This window comes from Peptoniphilus sp., from assembly GCF_034090345.1.
Taxonomy (GTDB): domain Bacteria; phylum Bacillota; class Clostridia; order Tissierellales; family Peptoniphilaceae; genus Peptoniphilus.
Genome location: NZ_JAXDSS010000060.1, coordinates 1 through 19814 on the forward strand (window position 1 = coordinate 1; position 19814 = coordinate 19814).

Genomic DNA, 19814 nt, shown 5'->3' on the forward strand with positions numbered 1-19814 from the left:
ATCCGTCATGTCATGTATAACTGCTCAGCAGCAAGACCTACCCTTGAGGGAGAAACCAACGAGGAGTCAAGAGAAGTTCAACCAGAAACACTGTCTATTCAAGCAAGACCACTTCCAAATGGTAATGTAAAGGCTAGAACAGGTGAAGAGACTACGAAGGAAACTTATGATGGTTGGTACAAGTCAGTCTATATGCCAACAGAAACTACAGTAACACCTTCAAGAGCAAGTGTTGGAGGTAAATAAATATGGCACTAACCAAGAAAATTCAAATCGATGGGAAAGAAGTTGTTTTCCGTGCATCAGCAGCTATCCCAAGAATCTATAGACTTAAATTTGGAAGGGATATCTTTAAAGACTTAATGGAACTTGAAAAATCCATGAAGAAAAATGATGAAGATAAATCTAATCTTGATATAGGTTCACTTGAGTTATTTGAAAACATAGCCTATGTAATGGCAAAACATGGAGATAAAAATATATCGGATAGTCCAGAAGAATGGCTTGATAATTTCTCCACTTTTTCGATATACCAGATCCTTCCCCAGTTAATTGAACTGTGGGGATTAAATATTAAGACAGAGGAACTACCTAAAAAAAGTAAGACCAACTGAAAGACCAATGACTACGCCTTTATTTTTACTAAGGGCAGTGGAACTTGGTCTTTCTATTTCTGATTTATCCCTACTAACAATTGGTCTTGTAAATGATATGTTCACAGAAAAGAATAATGACGACTATAAATACAAAGAAGTAGCTACACAAGAAGATTATGATAAATTTTAACAATTTTGCAAATATAATTGCATCACAAAAAGGGAAATGTTATAATAAAGTCAAATTAAGAATGTTAGATAGGTAGGTTCAAAATACTTTGGAAAATAGAATAAAACAAATTAGGAAAGAAAAAGGATTAACTCAACAAGAATTAGCCTATGAGTTAAGTGTAACAAGACAATACATTAGTCTTTTGGAACGTGGAGAGGCTCAACCAACGATTTCAGTAGGAATAGAAATTGCAAACAAACTAAATACATGTGTTTATACATTATTTGGTTTTGATAAGTTTGAGTGTGAGCAGTGTCATGAAGACTCAGGAGGAAATTAAATGGTATATTTAAATCCACAGAGGTATAAGAATGGTGATATATTATATTGAAATGAAGATTGAACAAAACAATTTTATTTTAGGGCATTTATTTTGAAGCCTTAAGGAGGTATTCGTATGAAAAAAACAATGATATTAGTATTAATAATGATTTTTTGTTTTTCCGGTGGTGCTGTTTATGCTTATAATGGAAATGAATATTTGGAAGACTATGATGTTGTGCTAGGTAGTTTAGATGAAGATTATGAAATATTAAATCAAGATTTGGTAGATAGAGATAAATTAGAAATAGATAGTAAAATTAAGAAACAATTGAGTAGTATATCGAATGATTATTTGAAAGATTTTATAAATAAATTTAATAACTATTCAGATATAATTACTTTCTTTTATAACGAAGATGATGGAATGATTCATGCTAACTTTAAAATTTCAAATCAAAGAAATAGTTTAAGTTCGAATTATTTATCACACAGTTCGGATTTTAAGGAAGATTATGGTGAATTGACTCTGATAGTAAATGACTTTATGAATTTCGAAAATTACTACAGACAATTTAATTCACCTACTCTTTATAGGGATCAAAAAGGTTGCAAGGTAGAAGAATATGAGGCCATAGATAAAACAAATTTTGATAGTTTGATGAGGATTTCTGGGACTCAGTTGATCAGAGATTATTTTAGTTCTAGAAACTACACAGTTTCCTTAGCTTTTTTTAATCATAGCTTATTAGATAACCCTTCTAATCTAAGATATCAAACTGAAGGTGGGAATAAAGGTCCAATAGTAACAGCTTTAAAAGATGGTCTTTACGAAAATGGTTTTGTCAGACAAGTAGCACGCTTTGGATATGAGGGTAACAATGAAAGCAATATAGATGGGCAATATATCAAAGATAATTATTTTTCTGAATTTAACAGTGGAGATTTAAAATATGCTATACATGGACTCCATAATATAAGATTTCATAGGATGTATTATGGGAGAACTTACTTTAGGTTTTTTGATGTATACGACTTTAATCGCTATTTGAGTTTTATACTAAATCTAACAACTAGTGGAACTACTCCATACAATATCACCGTAGAAGGTTTGGTAATAAATGATTGGCTTCAATAAACATAATCACTGGAATAGATCCACGGTGTATAGTTATAGTTGCTTATTCGTATATATCATTATACTCGTAGTAGCCAGCTATCACAAAATAAAGGGCAATGGTGATATGGTCATTGAAATAACAAATAACACATTATATCTCAGCCTATTGTTTTCATTCATAGGAATATTATTTATTCCCAAGAATCTTTTTGTATGGATTCATATTTGGGTTCCTATTCTATGTAATGTGCCATTTTTCTTGTCTCTCATTGCAGTAACTCATGGTAATATTACTGAAGTTATTAGTTATTATTTTGAATCTATTATTAATGCGCCAATAAGAGTAATTAGATTATTATTTCAAATTTAACATAGAGCCTTTTAAAAAGCATCTAGAAAATTCTAGGTGCTTTTTTCATGATATGACGGGCATGTCGTCAGTCTGTGGTGAAAGTCCACGTAGGGCGTAGTTGCCCGTCATACAATGAAAAGAGATACCTTTTCAAGTATCTCTAAATTTATATCAAATTATTTTTCTGAAATTATTCTATAATATGCCTTTGAAGTAATTTTATATACAGCAAAATATATTACCAAGTACACGATAAAAATTATTCCAAACGATGTCGCTTTATCAAATGTGTTTGTCATTCCAATTATTAAGAACAAATCATTGATTAAGAAAAACGCAACAAATATGTGTATAAAAGCTACGCTCGGTGGCAATAAAAACACCATCCAAACCTGTGATTTTATAGATTTTTTTATCTCTTCCTCTGTCATTCCAACTCTACGCATAATATTAAAATTATGTTTTGACTCATAACCCTCTTGAAGTTGTTTATAGTAAATTATAAGCGCAGTTCCAACTATAAACACAAATCCCAAGAAAGTTCCAACAAACATCAAAGCTCCAAATATAGCTAAAAATTCTGCTTTAGCATCAGTATAACCGGTAATTTGTATATCATATTTCAAATTAGCCCTTACATCTTTCATCGCTAAGTTTGGGTCTCCGTCAACATTAAACATTTCAAACTCAACCAAGCTCGCATCACCTAATTTAAAATTCTTTAAATCTTTTACCTCTAAAACTAAGCCACCCAAAATACTCATTTGGTTTATAGCTTTCTCATTTGCAAACTCTTTTCTCTTATCTACAACCTTATAAGTATTTCCATCTATGTTTAATTCATTTGCAACATCGTGCTTAGAATATGCAATTACCTCATCAGACTTTAAATTCTTATCGCTTGTCTGAATAACTACCAACGCCGTTGACGCACTATTAAAAGTCTTTACAAACTTTACGTTGCTACTTTCAATTTGAGTCATTTCCATTTTGTACTCTATTTTTTCGTCATCTTTTTTCTTATAACTTCCTTTTGAAAGTCCAGCATTGATTTGAGATTTTATCTCCTCTATTTCAGATTCAGAATAAATTTTATGGTCTATAGAATAAACTATATCTCTTGGGAAAATTCCTCTTAAAATTTTATCCCCCGACCAGTAAATTGAAAACGCAGAACCAAGCAGTACAATAGCGGCACAACTCATAATAGTTATGCTCGCAAGACCATTTGCATTTTGTCTTATTCTGTGTACTATCCCGGACAGAGAAGTAAAATTCTGAGGTTTGTAATAAAAATTCTTTTTCTTCTTCAAAAATCCTATCACAACTTCAGTAACCGCTCCAAACCCGACAAAAGTTCCAAGCACAACAAGTAATGTTGCAATGAAAAATATCTGTAGTGATTCAAGAGGATTCTTAGTCTTGAGCGCTAAATAATATCCCGCTCCGATTAAACAGACACTTAAAAGAGCACTCACACCAATCTTTAGAGAAGACTTTTTGTGCATTCTCTTCGCCTTTATAAGTTCTAAATTTCCAAGTCTTTTTATTTTGTATATTCTTCTAAATAATATTAAAACTTCTATTCCGGTAAAAACCAAAAAAGTAATTACGACTGGAATCATAGTAGGTAAAAAACCAGTTTCAGCTTGCACATGAATAGTTTTTAAAAGAAGACTTATCTCCAATTTATAAAACAAAACCGAAAAACATATCCCCAAAACCATTCCCATTGCATAAACTAATAGAGAATCTAAACAAACCACTTTAATAATTTGTCTTTTGTCTAAACCAAGCACACCGTACAATCCATACTCATCACTTCGCTTATCCATCAAAAAACCATCACAGTAATATAAAAACTGTGTGGAAAATACAAACAGTACAATTGCTCCGAGACCTAAAAGAGTTTGAACATGTTGCATACCATACTCTTTTGCCAAGCCCTCCATAACCGCAAGAGATACCAACGTTGAAAAACTCATTACCAAAAAACTGAAAGCTAAAATATATGGAACATAGACACTTTTATTCTTTCTTATTCCCTCTAAACTCAGTCTTCTATAAAGATTCAATTTTTACCTCCTAAATTTGTTAGAGTATTCATAATATCTTGGTACATTTCCATAGGTTGTCTATTCGCTCTATACAATTGGTGGAAAATTTCGCCGTCCTTTATGAATAAAACCCTACTCGCATAAGAAGCAGCCTTAACAGAATGCGTAACCATTAAAATAGTCTGTCCTGATTTATTTATCCCGTCAAAATATTCCAGAAGCGTATTAGACGAATTAGAATCCAAAGCCCCTGTCGGCTCATCTGCCAATATCAAATCAGGAGAAGTTATAAGACTTCTTGCAATAGCCGCCCTTTGAGCCTGACCACCCGACACTTCATAAGGATACTTATCAATTAAATCTTCAATCCCCAAAATATTAACAACATTTCTCAATTTATTTTGCATAATTGTTGGTTTTTCCTCAGATAAAACCAAAGGAAGCAGTATATTTTCCTTTATAGTCAACGTATCTAACAAGTTATAATCTTGAAACACAAACCCAAGATGAGTTCTTCTGTACTTTGCAGACTCGCTCTCAGAAATTTTCGAAATATCACGCCCATCAATCATAACCGAGCCATCAGTCGCCCTATCCAAAAGTGCAAGAATATTTAATAAAGTCGATTTACCACTTCCCGACTCGCCCATTATCGCAACAAATTCGCCCTTTTCAACCTCGAAATTAACTGACCTCAACGCCTCAACCGTCTTTAAACTAAATTTTGAACTATATATCTTTTTTAAATTAGCAACTTCTATAAATGCCATTTCATCACCTCATAAATATATTATATAAAAAAAGAGAAAATGCACCTTTATAAAAAACTTACATTTTCTCCTTCGACCTTACATTTTTGTAAGATGAATATTATTAATTTTTCTATTTAAAATATATCGAAACTTCTATGAGGTTTTTTATATATATTTTCAGAAAAATGAAAAACATCCTATGGCTGAGTATTTATGGTTAATAACGGCAATTACTAATCTGCCTACAACACTTATGCGACTATCCAAAATCTTTTGGGCTTAGGATTATAGCCTTCCCCTAGCCCTTACCTATATTGTAGCGGAATGAAAGTAATTGTAATAGAGAATTTCCGTCCCCTGTCGGGGATTTTTTTGTTTTTTCATTTAATAAAGGCGGTGTTGTAGAATGATCTTACCTCATTCTACAACACCGCCTTTTCTTCAGATTGAATTTTATATTTATTTTCTATTTAAAATATATGCCGACTTTAGTGCCTGATTCTGATTCTATTTTTAAATCTAAATTCAATTTCTTTAAGATTTCTTTTGTTAAATAGAGTCCTATGCCTGTTGATTTTGAATATATTCTTCCATTGTAGCCCGTATATCCCAGTTCTGTAACTCTTTTTAAATCTTCAGGCGCTATTCCTATGCCCGTATCGGTTATAAAAATTCCATTTTCTTTTATCTCTATTTTTACTTTTCCTTTTTCTGTATATTTTAAAGAGTTTGACAGCACTTGTTCTATCGCAAACATAAGCCATTTATAGTCCGTAACTATTTCTACCTTTTGTGGCTCATATTCGATTTTTATCCCCTTTTTAATAAACAATGGTGCATATTTTCTGATGACTTGTCTAGTCAGATCGTCTAAACTCACTTTTTTAAATACATAGTCTGTAGTTTTTGAGTTATGCCTTAGATAGTTTAAAAGCAAATTCAAATATTCTTCAACTGAAAAGATATTGTTTTTTAATTCAAATTTATCTATATCTCCTTCTAATTGCAGATTAATTGCTGCTATGGGTGTCTTTATTTGGTGAGTCCAAGTGGTTATAAATCTTTTAAATTCTTCCGCATTCTTATTATTTTCTGATATTTGTTCATTACATTCTTCAATTATGCTTTTCATTTCTATTATAGCTTCTTCTAATTCAACATTGTCTATATCTAAGTTTAAATTGATATTTTGCAAGTATGCTTTTATATTTTCAATATTCTTTTTCGTCTTAGTTACCTTATATTTTAAAATTGCTACTAATATAACTATCGATATTAGAGATGTGTATAAATAAATTCTCCAGTCTATATCAAACGCATAGAAAAAAATTCCATATAGCAATAACATAGACAGTACTGATGTATATATTTCTCTGTGCTGTCTTAAATATCTATTCCACATAATATCCCATTCCGATTTTTGTCTTTACAATATCTACTACACCTATTTCAGATAACTTTTTTCTAAGTCTGTTTATATTTACTGTGAGTGTATTGTCATCTACATATTCATCTGATTTCCAAAGTTTTAGCATCAGTTCTTCTCTTGATACAATTCCCGGCCTTTTAATTAATAGCGTTTCTAATATTTTTAATTCGTTTTTAGTAAGACTTTGTTGATTTTCATCTTTTTCTACTTCCATAGTTCTAAGGTTTAGGGTAAAGTCTTCGTGCTTTATAATCTCTTCTTGTTGTTTTCTACCTGTTCTTCTTAGAATGGTTTTTATTTTTACCAACAATAAATCCATATCAAACGGTTTTGTGAGATAATCATCCGCGCCCAAGTCCATTGCCATTATCATGTTCAAGTTATCATCTGCTGATGATAGGAATAGTATTGGAACTTCAGATGTGTTTCTTATCTCTCTTGTCCAGTGATATCCATTGTAGTATGGCAATTTCAAATCCATTATCACAAAGTCCGGATCAAAGTCTTTAAATGTTTTTAAGACGTCTTTAAAATCCAATTCACTTTCAACTGTGTATTCCCATTTAGTCAATTCTCTTTTTAGTATATCTCTTATATTTTTATCATCTTCTACCAATAGTATTTTCATATTCACCACATTAATTTATTTTTCTCTTTTATTCATATATAAATAAAAACAAAAGTCTCATAATTGATATATGCTTTATACAATTATTTTCAACGTATTTAAAACAAATTATACCACTACATACCAACAGCGACTCCAAATAAAAATACATCACTCTGATTATGTTGTTATTTGGTTTTTATATCTTTTGAAATAATTATACCCTTTATTTCCGCTTGAATTTTCAAATCAAATTAAAATAAGACAGAAATAGATCAACCTTAAGAAATTTTAAATATTAAGTTGTGAAATATTGTATAATATTATAAAAAACTATATCAAGTAGAAGATTAATTTGTGGTGAACTATGGGAATTTTCCATGACCTATGATGTAAAAAATTAATTGATAAACTGCTGAATAAATTAGATTTGCAAAAATCCATAGACACAACTCCTCTTGCCATAGCCAAAATGGGCCGAGATAAAACTTTAAATATAGATAATTTATATGTCTTTTAACTGTTATATGTCTAAGATATTGGAGCATAAAAAGATTATATAAGTAATTGGTATAAATCTTCTTACTTTAATCTTTAATTAAGTGAGGTTATACACGTGAAAAAGATACTGATAATTGAAGATGATAAAAATTTAAATAAAGGTCTTTCTATAGCTTTAAAAAAGGATTATAAAGTGATTTCTACATTTACTATAAATGAGTCAAAAAATTATATTGATATTTCTGATTTAATTTTACTAGATATGAATTTGCCGGATGGTGATGGACTTGAAATAATAAAATATACGAGACAAAGTTCATCAATTCCCATTATAGTTTTATCAGCTATAGATCTGGAAACATATATAATTTCAGCCATAAATTTGGGGGCAGACGACTATTTAACCAAGCCTTTTTCTTTAGGAATCCTAGAAGCAAAGATAAAAAGAGCCTTTGAAAAAATAGTGTCTTGTGATTTAAATCTTTATCAGAAAGATGGCCTAGATTTTAATTTCAATGAAAATGCTTTTTATGTAGATAACAAAAACATATGTCTTACAAGGACAGAGACAAAAATTTTATATTACCTAATAAAAAATAAGTCTCAAGTCATTACTAAAGAATTGCTATTTAATTTTGTTTGGGGAGTAGATGATGAATTTATCGATCAAAATACATTGAGTGTCAATATTTCTAGAATCAGAAATAAATTAAAACCATATGACCCTATAGAAACTGTATTTGGAGTTGGTTACAAATGGAAATATTAGTATGTGTTTTAGTAATTATAATAGGAATTCTTTCATATGAATATATAGTCTTGAGAAATGAGATGCTTGAACTTTCATCTTATATTGACAAGGCTTTAGATGGGAATTTAGAAATTACTGAATTTGATGAAAAAGAACTATCCAAAATAAAATCAAAACTCATTAAATTTTTATATGCCACTCAAGTAAAAGAGTCTAAACTAAATGCAGAAAAAAATAAAACTAAAGATTTAATAGCCGATATATCTCATCAGACAAAGACACCTATTACCAACCTCTCTCTCTACATTAATTTATTAGAAAAAGAGCCAAAAGAAGATTATATAGAGATTATAAAATACGAATTGGATAAGTTAAAATTTTTAATTGACAACTTAGTAAAATCTTCTAGGCTTGAATCTAATATTATTGTATTACAGAAAAATTCAGCAAACTTAAAAGATTTAGTAAATAAAGTTTTAGGAGAGTTTAATTCTATTTTGACAGAAAAGAATGTAAAGGTTTCCTTAACTTCAGAAGATTGTATTTTTGAATTAGACGAAAGATGGCTTAAAGAAGCTATCCATAATTTAGTAGATAATGCCATAAAATATTCATCCAATCACTCAACTATTAATATTTCAATTTATAAGTCTTACCTAAACTATAATCTAGATATAGAAAATGAGTGCAAAGACTTATCAGAAGAGGCTCTACCGAAAATCTTTGAAAGATTTTATAGAGGTAAAAATTCAATATCTAAAGATGGCATTGGTTTAGGTCTATTTATCTCAAGAGAAATTATAGAAAAACACGGTGGAAATATAAAAGCATCTTTAAATAAAGAAAAAATAAAATTTTCAGTGGACTTCCCCTTGTGAGAAGTCTTTTTTCTTACCAAATTGTAAGAAGTCTTGTAAGTAGTTTGTAAGATGTAGACGTTATATTAAATATAAAGAGGTGATATATATGTTAAGAGTGGAGAATTTAAAAAAATATTATAAAACTAACGATATTGAAGTAAGAGCTCTTGATGGAGTATCTTTCGAAGTCGAAAAAGGAAAATTTATTTCTATAATCGGAGCATCGGGTTCCGGTAAATCAACCCTATTACATTTATTAGGGGGACTTGATTATCCCACAAAAGGGAAAGTCTTGATTGATGAAACAGATATTTATGCTTTAAAAGATGATGAGAGAACTATCTTTAGAAGGAGAAATATCGGTTTCGTATTTCAAGCATATAATCTTTTACCAATGCTAAATGTGTATGAGAATATAGTTATTCCCTTTGGTCTTGATGGAGACAAGGTTGATAAAAAGTATGCCCAATACATAATTGACATTCTAGAGATAAGCGATCAAAGATATAAAATGCCCAATGAATTGTCAGGTGGACAGCAACAAAGAGTTGCTATAGCAAGAGCCTTAGTTACTAAACCATCTTTAATTCTAGCTGATGAACCCACAGGTAATTTGGATTCGAAATCATCATCACAAGTTGTTTACTTATTAAAAAAGATTAATAAAGAGCTTGGAAATACTATTCTTATGATTACTCACGATGATGCCGTCGCTCAAGCTGCAGAAAAATCTTTAAGAATTGAAGATGGAAGGCTGGTGGAAAATAATGAAAGTCAAAAATAAGACTTATATTAGGAGGCTTGCAAAAAACATTTTAAATGCGAATAAAAGTAGGAGAAATATTCTCTTATTAGCAATTGCTTTGACTTCTATACTATTTACAAGTCTGTTTTCCGTAGCCTTAGGTTTAGGAAAAAGCATGGAAACCCAAACGATGAAAACTATTGGAACAATAAGCCATGGTTCTTTTAAAGATATTTCCGACGAAGATATAGAAATATTAACCCAGGATAAGGATATAAAGGATTTTTCAGTAAGAGAAAAAGTTGGAATTCTTGATGATGAAAAAGTTATGGCAGAACTATCTTATATGGATAAGAAAGGATTTGAATGGTCTTTAATAGAAAAAGTTAAGGGAAAGTTTCCAGAAAAAGAAAATGAAGTATTTCTAGATATATCAACTGCTAAAAAATTAGGTTATAAGGGTGAAATAGGAGAAGAAATAGAAGTTCCTTTTAAAATAGAAAAAGCTTACACAGGAGAGATTATCGAAAAGAAAAGTGATAAATTTATTATATCTGGAACTTTTCAAAATCCTATTGACTCCAATGTCGGTGTAGGTCAAATCTATTTATCAAAAGCTTATGTAGATAAATTATCGATTCCAAAAAATAATAGCGATTTGGGAGTAATGTTAAATAATTCTTTTAAGATAGGGGATAAGCTTTTAAAAATTGCAGAGAGAAATGGTTATAAAGTTGTAGAGGACCCTGGAAATTTATCCGACAAGGAAATAAGGATTGGTGTTAACTTTGCCTATCTTTTATCTGGTGATAATAGTTTTGATTTTAATACATTTCTACCATACTTAGCTTTTTTGCTTCTGGTAATGGTCGCAGGATACTTAATAATAAACAATATTTTTAAAATATCCGTAAATGAAGATATTAAACTTCTGGGGCTTTTAAAAACAATTGGAATGACAAGGTCACAAATCAAAAGGCTTATTCATTTTGAGTCTTTAGCAGTAGCACTTCCATCAATAATAGTTGGAGATATAGTCGGAATTTCTATCGGAAAAGTTATTTTAAATAAAATATTTGTAAGTAATGAGATGTTAACTGATGTAAAATTATCTCTAACGCTAATAATCTTAATTATCTTATTTTCGACAGCTTTTACTTTGCTTACAGTATTTCTATCGGTGATGAGACCTGCAAGGTATGCAGCAAAAGTTTCTCCAATAGATGCCAGCAGATACAATGAAGCCGAGATAAAAAAGAAATATAAAAGCGAGGAGATTTCTCTAGGAAAGCTTGCTAGAAGACAAGTATTTTCCAATAAATTTAGATTTATATCAATTATTCTTTCAATGAGCTTATCAGCAGTTATTTTGAATAGTGTTCTAACCTACACTGAAAACATCGATTTAGAAAAAGGTTTGTCAGATATAATCGTAACTGATTATAATATAGCAAGTCCAAAATATTTTAGATATTTGTACTTAAGAAGTGAGGATGGTATTAATAAAAAATTTATTGATGAGATAGAAAATCTAAAAGGATTTAAAGGAGGGGGAGCATTATACTATTATGGTTATGAATACGCTTATCCAGATATAAAAATAGAAGACAATAAAGTTGCTCCAATATTATTGGGAATAGATGATTATTTAATAAATAAACAAAAAATAATAGATGGAGAATTTGATAAAGAAAAATGGAAAACAGGAAATTATGTTATTATAGGCGAAAGAATAAAAAATAATTCTGACTATAAAACTGGCGATAAAATAAAAATCAATGTAAAAAATAGGGTCAAAGAAGTCCAAGTTATGGGCAAGGTTGAATATAATTTTTCAAATGGTCTTAGATATTTCCCTGTAATTAAGGAAGATATAAACGACGAATCTAGTCCTACTTTAGGCTTAGAATACATTTATATGAAGCCGAATGAGTATAAAGAGCTCACAGGAGATAAGAGTATAATGTCCTATGGATTTGATGTAGAAGATAGCGAAAAGGAAAATTTTGATAAGTTATTAAAATCTTTTGAAAATGAACCGGAATTTTCCTACGATTCAAGAGACCTTCAGATAAAATCTACAATGGAATTCAAAAACCTAATAGAATTTGCTGGCTACAGCTTGTCTATAGTATTGTTTTTAATATCTGTACTGAATTTTATAAATGTTATTGCTACTGAAATATTGAGAAACATGGTTAACTTATCAATTCTTGAAGCAATTGGAATGACAAAGAAAAATATTAAAAAATATTTGGTGAAAAAGAGTTTGATTTATTCTTTTTCAAGCTTAATACTTTCTCTTCTAATCATGCTGCTTGTAAATAAATTTATTTTAATAGATTTTATGGCACAGACTAAGTGGAGTTCATTTCACTTTGTAATTATTCCGCTTATACTTGTGAATTTAGTAAATATGATAATAGGAATATTATTTACCAGCAAATTTTATGAAAAACACAGTCAAAATAGTCTTGTCGATAGAATGAGAAATTTAAAATAAATATTTTCTCTAAAACAAAAAATAAAAAAGGTATGGGCATTCAACCTCATAGCCTTTTTTATTCCTCCTAAAAACTCTTAGAATCAGTTTTCTAAAATCCCTATCTTTTCTGTCCGTTCATACTAAGCCTCTCAATTTAAACAGTCCATAAAAAACTGTCAACACAATATAGAGAACTGCTAAATTTTTTGTAAGATTTTTTGGTTCATCTTTATCTTTTTTCTCTTTTGGCTCTCTGTCATAACTAATTGTAAATCCAAAGCTCGTTGTCACAACCAAGATTAACAAAATAATTCTTGTTATCTCCAACTCTTGCGGAACTTGCTCCATCTTTGTCGCCGCATAGTGCACCACTACAAATATTGTCACAAAGAGTATCAAAAGCTTTTGTATATTTTTATTCATATTTTTCTTTATATACGTCTAATGCTTTTTTAATAATTTGTATACTTCTTCTGATATCTTTTTCATTTATTACGTATGCAAGTCTAACTTGTTTCTTTCCAATGTCAGTTCCATGATAGAATCCAAATGCCGGTGCAACCATTACAGTTTCTCCATTGTCATCAAATTCTTCTAATAACCACTTTGCAAAATGGTCTGAATCTTTGATTGGAAGTTCAGGCATTACATAGAATGCTCCTTCAGGTTTTGAAAGTTTAACGCCTTCAATTTTTGAAAGCTCTTCATATATTGCAAGTCTTCTCCTGTTGTATTCTTCGTTAACTTCTTTGAAATATTCTTCGCTAACTTCATAAAGAGCTGCTGCTCCTACTTGGTCTACTGTAGAAACTGCAAGTCTTGATGTTGCAAGCCTCACCGCTGCATCCATTACTTCTTTATTCTTAGATAGTAGAGCTCCTATTCTCGCTCCACAAGCTCCAAATCTCTTAGAGATTGAGTCAAGTAGTATAAGTCTGTCGTCTATTCCATCTATTTCTGTAAATGAGCAGAAGTCTGCACCATCAAATACAAATTCAGAATAAACTTCATCAGCTATGATATATAGATCGTTTTCTATAGCAACTTCCACGATGGCTTGTAGTTCTTTTCTTGTGTAAACTGCACCTGTTGGGTTTGATGGATTTGAAATCAAAATTCCTCTTGTTCTTTCATCAATTCCCCTTTGTATAACTTCTTTTGATGGTAATCTGTATCCTTCTTCTACTAATGTATCGAACGTATTTAAGTGAATGCCTATTTCTCTAAACATCGTATAGTAATTTGAGTAGAAAGGATTTGTAGTAACTATATTTTCGCCCAGGTCCGCAACTATTTCAGCTGCAAATTTAAGTGCTTCACTTGCTCCTGAAGTAATTATTATTTCATTTTCAGGGTCATATTGTTTGCCTTTTTTAGCATAATAATTACAAGTTGCTTCTCTAATTCCCTTCATACCTTTTGATGGAGCATAGTCAATTGTATCTAGTTCAATGGCTCTTATTGAATCTAAAAATTCAACAGGAGTCTTTGTATCTGGTGCTCCTATATTCAAATGATAAACTTTTTTCCCTTCTTTTTTAGCTTTTTCAGCCACCGGCGTCAATTTTCTTATTGCTGAAAAAGGTACTTCATTTACTCTTTGTGATAGTTTCATCTTCCCATTCTCCTTGTCATCTTAATCTCAGGTCTTCTCCGTAAAATTTCAAAGGTACAAACTTTTGAAATACTCTGGAAAAAACTCTATCTGTATAAGTTCCAGAAAGTTCTTTTGGAGATAAATTAGTAGATATCAAAGTCTTTTTAGCTGATATTAGTCTTGTATTGACTATGTTAAAAATCTCTGATGTACTGAATGAATTTATCATCTCTATTCCCAAATCGTCGATTATAAGAAGTTCAGCTTCAAAAAGCATATCATATTTCATCTGTGCCATTTCTGAATGTCTAAATCTCTTATTTTCAACTATATCAAGTATATTAAAGGCTGTTTGATATATTACATTTACATTTTTATCTAACAGTTCTTTAGCTATACAGTTTAACATAAAAGTCTTTCCTTGTCCTGTACTCCCGTAAAAAAGCATATTAAAATCATTGTCTTTATTAAATGTATCTATAAATCTTCTGCTCACATTTAAAATCTCAGTTATATTTTCTCTTGGTGTCAACTCTTCATCTTCAAACTTTTGGTCCGAAAATACTTTTATATCGAAGTTTGTAAAATTCTCTTTGGTGAGTGCATAATTTATGTTACTTGCATAGTAGAGCTCTTGTGAAATTTTATTTTTAAAACAAGTACATCTGCTTCCGTCTTCAAGCTTTCCCGTGTCTTTACACAGTGTACAATCATATTGCACATCTAAGTAGTCACTTAAATATCCATTTTGCATTAACAAGTTTTCTTTCTCTTTTTTTAGAGAATATATTTCTTCATTCAACTTCATAAGGCTCTCACTTGATGGATTTAAAAGCTGTTCCCTTGAACCTCTTATTCCAATTTGAGTGATGTACTTATCTACCTCTTCTATTTCCGGTATTTCTCTGTATATCTTTTTTATTCTTCGTTCGTTTTCTCTCTGATTCTTATCTCTTATTTGTTGATATTCTATCTCTATTTTCTTGAAAACATCCATATCATCATCCTAATTTCTTATAAAAGTCTTCACGTTTCTTTCTCGCTAAATTTTCCATTTCATCTTCTGACATCTTGTCTGTTGCTTGAGTAAAGTTGTGAAATTTCGTTCTCTTAGCTATTTTCCTCTTGACATCTTTTTGAGCAATTTCTGAAACTTCTGTAATTCCCTTTTCTCTCCAATTCATCAAAATCCTATCCACATATCCTATGTTAGGGTTTGATGTGTTTACTGTTCTATCACAAGCTGCCATAACAAGTTCCATGCTAAATTTATATTCATCAAACCATGAGTTCACTTTTTCAAAATCAACTTGTTTATATGCTCTATTAGCAAGTCCTATTCTCTCTTTAACTTTCATAAGTCTATAGAATTTTTCATCATGTTCTCTCGATGCTTTTTCTATATCTTCTTTAGTTCTTATATTATCTCTAGACCAATTTCTAACAACTGCCTCAACATAATCTACACTTTCTTTCTTTTTTATTTCTGTTGAGTACCAAAATGCTTCTTCAATCATTTCAACCGGCATATTGTAAGTTTCTCTCCAGCTTGCAATATCAAGTTTTTTTGAGTTTGTCAACATGCCTCTCATATAGTAGTCTGCTGTAGACAATAGTCTGGCTATATCATTGTCGTCTAATACACTACTTCTAGAACTCTGTTTAGGTTCAGGTTTAGTATATACATTCTCAACATAGAGTTGTTTTAAGTTTACAAACACAATGTCAAAACTTCCGTCTTGATTTAATTCTCTCTTTACAACTCCAGCCCTCTCCCAATATTCAAATGCTCTTCTTATGTCCGATTCTATAAGCCCGAGCAAATCTGCAAGTCTTCCAAAGTCAAAACTGGCAACCCCCTCGGGCTCACGGGCCAGTTTCAACCCTAACAGATATACTTTTACAAAATTCCCATCTGCTTGAGGAAGATAGTCATTTATAAAAATATTTTCTATGGGAGTATCACCTAAATCCATATTCATTTTTTCAAGTTTAAATTCCATAATTCCTCAAACCTTTCCTTTGTAAGAACCAATTTATCTGCCGTAAAAAATGAAATTCCCAAAAAATTAAAAAATACATCTTTATTTTCTAAGTAATCTTTGCTTTTTTTATCCAATCTACCATTGGGATATTTCATAATGGTAGAACTATATTTTTCAAAACCTATTTTTTTATAGAGATGATACGCTCTTTTATTGTATTTTGCAACATCTAAATAGATTTTACTGTATCCTAATTTCATAAAATAAAATTTAATCATTTCTATTAAAGTTTCATACCCAAATCCCTTGTTTATATAGTTCGGATCTAATACAATTCCAAGCTCTGCTGTTTTTAAAATTGGTTTTTGATTTTTAAAAGAGATATATCCTATTGCTCTTTCCTTTAAAAATATAGTATAGTATGTCGACATCTCTACATTTGTCTTCCATTCATACCAACTTTTAACGCCCTCTTCTGTTTGCTCCGAGAAATTGTAATCATCATACATTTTAGATTTATGCTTACCCCAATTTCTAAATTGACCTACATCTTCCAATTGCATTTTTTTAAAACTCAAATGCTCACTTTTTATCATAATTTACTCACAATTCTATCGTAAAGACTGTCATATATTGGTGGACAGTTTAATAATTCAGCTGTCACTAATGCCACTATACTAACCACTGCAAGCATAAGCATTACCGAAAAATTTCCTGTCATCTCCAACACCAATATTATAGCCAATATTGGCGCTCTTACCACTGCCGACAAAATCCCAACCATTCCAAGTATTATAAAGTTAATTAAGTATACATCAAAAATATTTTGGTCGAGTAATTGGTAGACACAAGAGCCTACTATTGCTCCAAGGACAAGCACCGGTAAAAAAATACCTCCTTGAGCTCCACTTCCATAAGCTACCACTGTATACATCATTTTTAATATCAAAAATGCTATTAAAATCTTTATTTCATATTGACCTTTGGCAAAATTTTCAACTAGTCCGTGTCCGCCTCCGGTAACCGGGAAGAATAAAATTCCCATAAACATTCCCATAACTACCAGTATTTGCATTTTAGTTTCCATTGAAATCTCAGCTCTGTTCCAAATATTTTGACTTTTTAAAATTCCTCTATTAAATAGCATTCCTATAATACCGGTTGCTATTCCTATAATCACTGCCACCCAAATATATTTTAATGGTAAAATTTCATCTACTCTGAATGAAAACGACCTTTCATTTCCCATAAGTAAATACGAAACTGAATTGGCAACTGTTGTGGCTGCAATAGTTGGCACTAATATTCTGTGAGAAACTTCTTTGTGTAATTCTTCTACACAAAACATAACACCTGCTATCGGTGCATTAAATGCTGCTGATAGTCCGGCTGCTGCTCCAGCTGAAATCAACATCTTTACATCTTCGTCTTTTAATTTAAAGAGCTTTGCACACAATTTACCTACCATTCCACCCGTCTGAATTGAAGGGCCTTCTCTTCCAAGTGAAAACCCTACGATATTTAACAAACTTCCACCTGCAAGCTTTGAAACTATTACTCTTTCAGCTTTCATTTCAATTTGGCCCTCTAATTCAGCTTTTATTTGTGGAATTCCTGAACCGCCTGAAAAGGGTGCCCATTTCAAAAGTTTTGCAGCTAAAGTTCCTATTGCAATAAATATCAATACTGAAAACAATAAATATAAAGGCTCTAATCCATAGACATATTTTCTCAAGTTATCTGTCAAATGAATTAAATATCTGTAAAAAACAGATGTTATCCCTGCTAAAGCTCCAACTAAAATACCAAAACACAAAGGCTTTATTACTTCACTCTCATTAAATTTTTTTAAAACTCTACTCCGATACATTCTTTAAAGCACCACTTTTCCAATTGCCAAACTTATAATAAATAGCCATCATTACAAAAGATATAATCCATGTAAGCGGATATGATACATAAATCACTTCAATTTGATATCTAAAGCTCATTACTGAATATAAGAAAATCAATCTGATTACACACATTGAAATTATAGAGATATACATTGGCACAATTGCACTTCCCGAACCTCTTATAAATCCACCTAATACTTGACTGCTTCCCAAGAAAACATAAGCCCAAATCAAATATCTCATAAAGTCTACGCCATATTTTACAACTCCCGGGTCACTGTTAAACATAGATATTAAAGGAACTGCAAAAGCATAAGCAAAAACGCCTAAAACAAATGAAATCCCAAGAACCATATATAGAGAAATTTTAACGCCCTCTTTTATTCTGTCAATTTTTCCCGCTCCAAAATTTTGACCTGAAAAAGTTGTCGCTGCAAGAGCTATTGCATCAAGAGATAGAAATATAAAACCATCTATTCTACCCTCTGCCGCAGCACCGGCTATGGCATCCGGTCCGAATTTATTTATCATGCCTTGAATCATAACATTAGAAAATGATATTACAGCTGAAGCTATTCCCGTTGGAATACCTATTTTAAATATTATTCCAAGAGAACCTCTATAAAATTTTATATCTTTTAAATCTAATCTGAAAACTCTGTCTGATTTTACAAGGTTGTAAGTTACAAGCAATGCTGATACAACTTCAGAAGAAACTGTTGCGATACCAGCTCCAACTACGGACATCTTAAATAAAGCTATAAAAATTATATCTAAGACAACATTTACTAAAGCTGATATAACCAAAAAATTAAATGGTCTTCTTGAGTCGCCAACACTTCTTAAAATAGCCGCACCCATGTTGTATACCAAAAGTGGCACCATGCCGATGAAGAATATTCTCATATATAGCACTGCATCATTCATAATTTCCTGCGGCGTGCTCATCATATTCAATATCATAGGAGCAAAAACACAACCTATTACAGAAAGTAATATACCCCCTGCAATTGCTATAGCATAGGAAGTATGTATTGCTGAGCGCAAATTTTTTCTATCCATTGAGCCATAAAATTGACTTACTACAACTGAAGCTCCTGTTGTGAGCCCAACAAACAATCCAATCAATAAATTGGCTATTGGTGCTGTTGCTCCTACTGCCGCCATTGGACTTTTCCCTGCAAATTGTCCAACTATCATAAGGTCTGCAGTATTGTAAAGCTGTTGTAGAAAGTTAGATAATAGTAAGGGTATTGCAAAGTATATTATTCCTGAAACTATTGAACCTTCTGTTAAATTTATATTTCTCTTTTCATTAAGCCTTAATTTCATAAATTACCTTCCTATTTTCATTATATCATACGTTAAAATAGCAAAAATCTACAATAAAAACTTCTCTATGTTACATTATATTTGAAGTTGTTTTTCATACCAAGAGTAAATTGAAATTTAAATTGAATATATAATTAAGATTTATCTAATTTCTCAATACAATAAAATTTTTGGAGCTGATAGGGGGATTTGAACCCCCGACCTATTGATTACGAATCAATTGCTCTACCAACTGAGCCATATCAGCTAATTACATC

At 30.9% G+C, this 19814-nt stretch carries 19 protein-coding genes, 1 tRNA gene and 1 pseudogene; 9 read left to right on the forward strand and 12 right to left on the reverse strand.

The window, feature by feature from the left end:
• The 5 genes and pseudogenes from SOR77_RS05065 to SOR77_RS05085 all read left to right on the forward strand — a co-directional run.
• Positions 1–246 (forward strand): annotated as a pseudogene (locus tag SOR77_RS05065) (phage tail protein); the annotation flags it as partial.
• Positions 247–248: 2 nt separating this feature from the next.
• Positions 249–614, forward strand: a complete 366-nt coding sequence (locus tag SOR77_RS05070; protein WP_320636089.1) for a hypothetical protein — start codon at positions 249–251, stop codon at positions 612–614.
• Positions 615–621: 7 nt separating this feature from the next.
• Positions 622–786, forward strand: a complete 165-nt coding sequence (locus SOR77_RS05075) for a hypothetical protein (RefSeq protein ID WP_320636090.1) — start codon at positions 622–624, stop codon at positions 784–786.
• An 88-nt stretch (positions 787–874) separates the two neighbouring features.
• Entirely contained in the window at positions 875–1108 is a 234-nt protein-coding gene (locus tag SOR77_RS05080; RefSeq protein WP_320636091.1) for a helix-turn-helix transcriptional regulator, read from the forward strand.
• Between the two features lie 117 nt (positions 1109–1225).
• Positions 1226–2227, forward strand: a complete 1002-nt coding sequence (locus SOR77_RS05085; RefSeq protein ID WP_320636092.1) for a hypothetical protein — start codon at positions 1226–1228, stop codon at positions 2225–2227.
• Between the two features lie 510 nt (positions 2228–2737).
• Here SOR77_RS05085 and SOR77_RS05090 read toward each other — a convergent pair.
• From SOR77_RS05090 to SOR77_RS05105, 4 genes are all read right to left on the reverse strand, one after another.
• Entirely contained in the window at positions 2738–4636 is a 1899-nt protein-coding gene (locus tag SOR77_RS05090; protein WP_320636093.1) for an ABC transporter permease, read from the reverse strand.
• Positions 4633–5388, reverse strand: a complete 756-nt coding sequence (locus SOR77_RS05095; protein ID WP_320636094.1) for an ABC transporter ATP-binding protein — start codon at positions 5386–5388, stop codon at positions 4633–4635. The genes SOR77_RS05090 and SOR77_RS05095 overlap by 4 nt, the downstream gene beginning before the upstream one ends.
• A gap of 448 nt (positions 5389–5836) precedes the next feature.
• Positions 5837–6772, reverse strand: a complete 936-nt coding sequence (locus SOR77_RS05100; protein ID WP_320636095.1) for a sensor histidine kinase — start codon at positions 6770–6772, stop codon at positions 5837–5839.
• Complete coding sequence (locus SOR77_RS05105) at positions 6762–7427, reverse strand: response regulator transcription factor (protein ID WP_320636096.1); 666 nt, start codon at positions 7425–7427, stop codon at positions 6762–6764. The genes SOR77_RS05100 and SOR77_RS05105 overlap by 11 nt, the downstream gene beginning before the upstream one ends.
• A gap of 595 nt (positions 7428–8022) precedes the next feature.
• Here SOR77_RS05105 and SOR77_RS05110 point away from each other — a divergent pair.
• From SOR77_RS05110 to SOR77_RS05125, 4 genes are all read left to right on the forward strand, one after another.
• Positions 8023–8676: a response regulator transcription factor gene (locus SOR77_RS05110; RefSeq protein WP_320636097.1), complete on the forward strand. Its 654-nt coding sequence runs from the start codon at positions 8023–8025 to the stop codon at positions 8674–8676.
• Positions 8664–9536 carry a sensor histidine kinase gene (locus tag SOR77_RS05115; protein ID WP_320636098.1) on the forward strand — a complete coding sequence of 291 codons (873 nt, stop codon included), beginning with the start codon at positions 8664–8666 and terminating at the stop codon, positions 9534–9536. The genes SOR77_RS05110 and SOR77_RS05115 overlap by 13 nt, the downstream gene beginning before the upstream one ends.
• Positions 9537–9624: 88 nt before the next feature.
• The gene (locus tag SOR77_RS05120; RefSeq protein ID WP_320636099.1) at positions 9625–10302 is read left to right on the forward strand and encodes an ABC transporter ATP-binding protein; all 678 of its coding nucleotides are present in this window, start codon (positions 9625–9627) and stop codon (positions 10300–10302) included.
• The gene (locus tag SOR77_RS05125) at positions 10265–12766 is read left to right on the forward strand and encodes an ABC transporter permease (protein WP_320636100.1); all 2502 of its coding nucleotides are present in this window, start codon (positions 10265–10267) and stop codon (positions 12764–12766) included. The genes SOR77_RS05120 and SOR77_RS05125 overlap by 38 nt, the downstream gene beginning before the upstream one ends.
• Positions 12767–12883: 117 nt before the next feature.
• Here SOR77_RS05125 and SOR77_RS05130 read toward each other — a convergent pair whose 3' ends face one another.
• The 8 genes from SOR77_RS05130 to SOR77_RS05165 all read right to left on the reverse strand — a co-directional run bounded on the left by SOR77_RS05130 (position 12884) and on the right by SOR77_RS05165 (position 19804).
• Positions 12884–13171 (reverse strand): hypothetical protein, encoded by a 288-nt coding sequence (locus SOR77_RS05130; protein ID WP_320636101.1) that lies wholly within the window; start codon positions 13169–13171, stop codon positions 12884–12886.
• On the reverse strand, positions 13164–14363 hold the full coding sequence (locus tag SOR77_RS05135; RefSeq protein WP_320636102.1) for a pyridoxal phosphate-dependent aminotransferase: 1200 nt from the start codon (positions 14361–14363) through the stop codon (positions 13164–13166). The genes SOR77_RS05130 and SOR77_RS05135 overlap by 8 nt, the downstream gene beginning before the upstream one ends.
• 16 nt (positions 14364–14379) lie before the next feature.
• Positions 14380–15342, reverse strand: a complete 963-nt coding sequence (locus SOR77_RS05140) for an ATP-binding protein (RefSeq protein WP_320636103.1) — start codon at positions 15340–15342, stop codon at positions 14380–14382.
• Positions 15343–15346: 4 nt separating this feature from the next.
• A complete protein-coding gene (locus SOR77_RS05145) occupies positions 15347–16348 on the reverse strand; it encodes a DnaD domain protein (RefSeq protein WP_320636104.1) in 1002 nt (333 codons plus the stop codon).
• Positions 16324–16926, reverse strand: a complete 603-nt coding sequence (locus SOR77_RS05150) for a GNAT family protein (RefSeq protein WP_320636105.1) — start codon at positions 16924–16926, stop codon at positions 16324–16326. Before SOR77_RS05150 ends, SOR77_RS05145 begins: the two co-directional genes overlap by 25 nt.
• On the reverse strand, positions 16923–18200 hold the full coding sequence (locus SOR77_RS05155) for a ClC family H(+)/Cl(-) exchange transporter (RefSeq protein WP_320636106.1): 1278 nt from the start codon (positions 18198–18200) through the stop codon (positions 16923–16925). The genes SOR77_RS05150 and SOR77_RS05155 overlap by 4 nt, the downstream gene beginning before the upstream one ends.
• The gene (locus SOR77_RS05160; protein WP_320636107.1) at positions 18187–19557 is read right to left on the reverse strand and encodes an MATE family efflux transporter; all 1371 of its coding nucleotides are present in this window, start codon (positions 19555–19557) and stop codon (positions 18187–18189) included. Before SOR77_RS05160 ends, SOR77_RS05155 begins: the two co-directional genes overlap by 14 nt.
• Before the next feature lie 171 nt (positions 19558–19728).
• Positions 19729–19804, reverse strand: a tRNA-Thr gene (locus SOR77_RS05165).
• Positions 19805–19814: the final 10 nt, after the last annotated feature.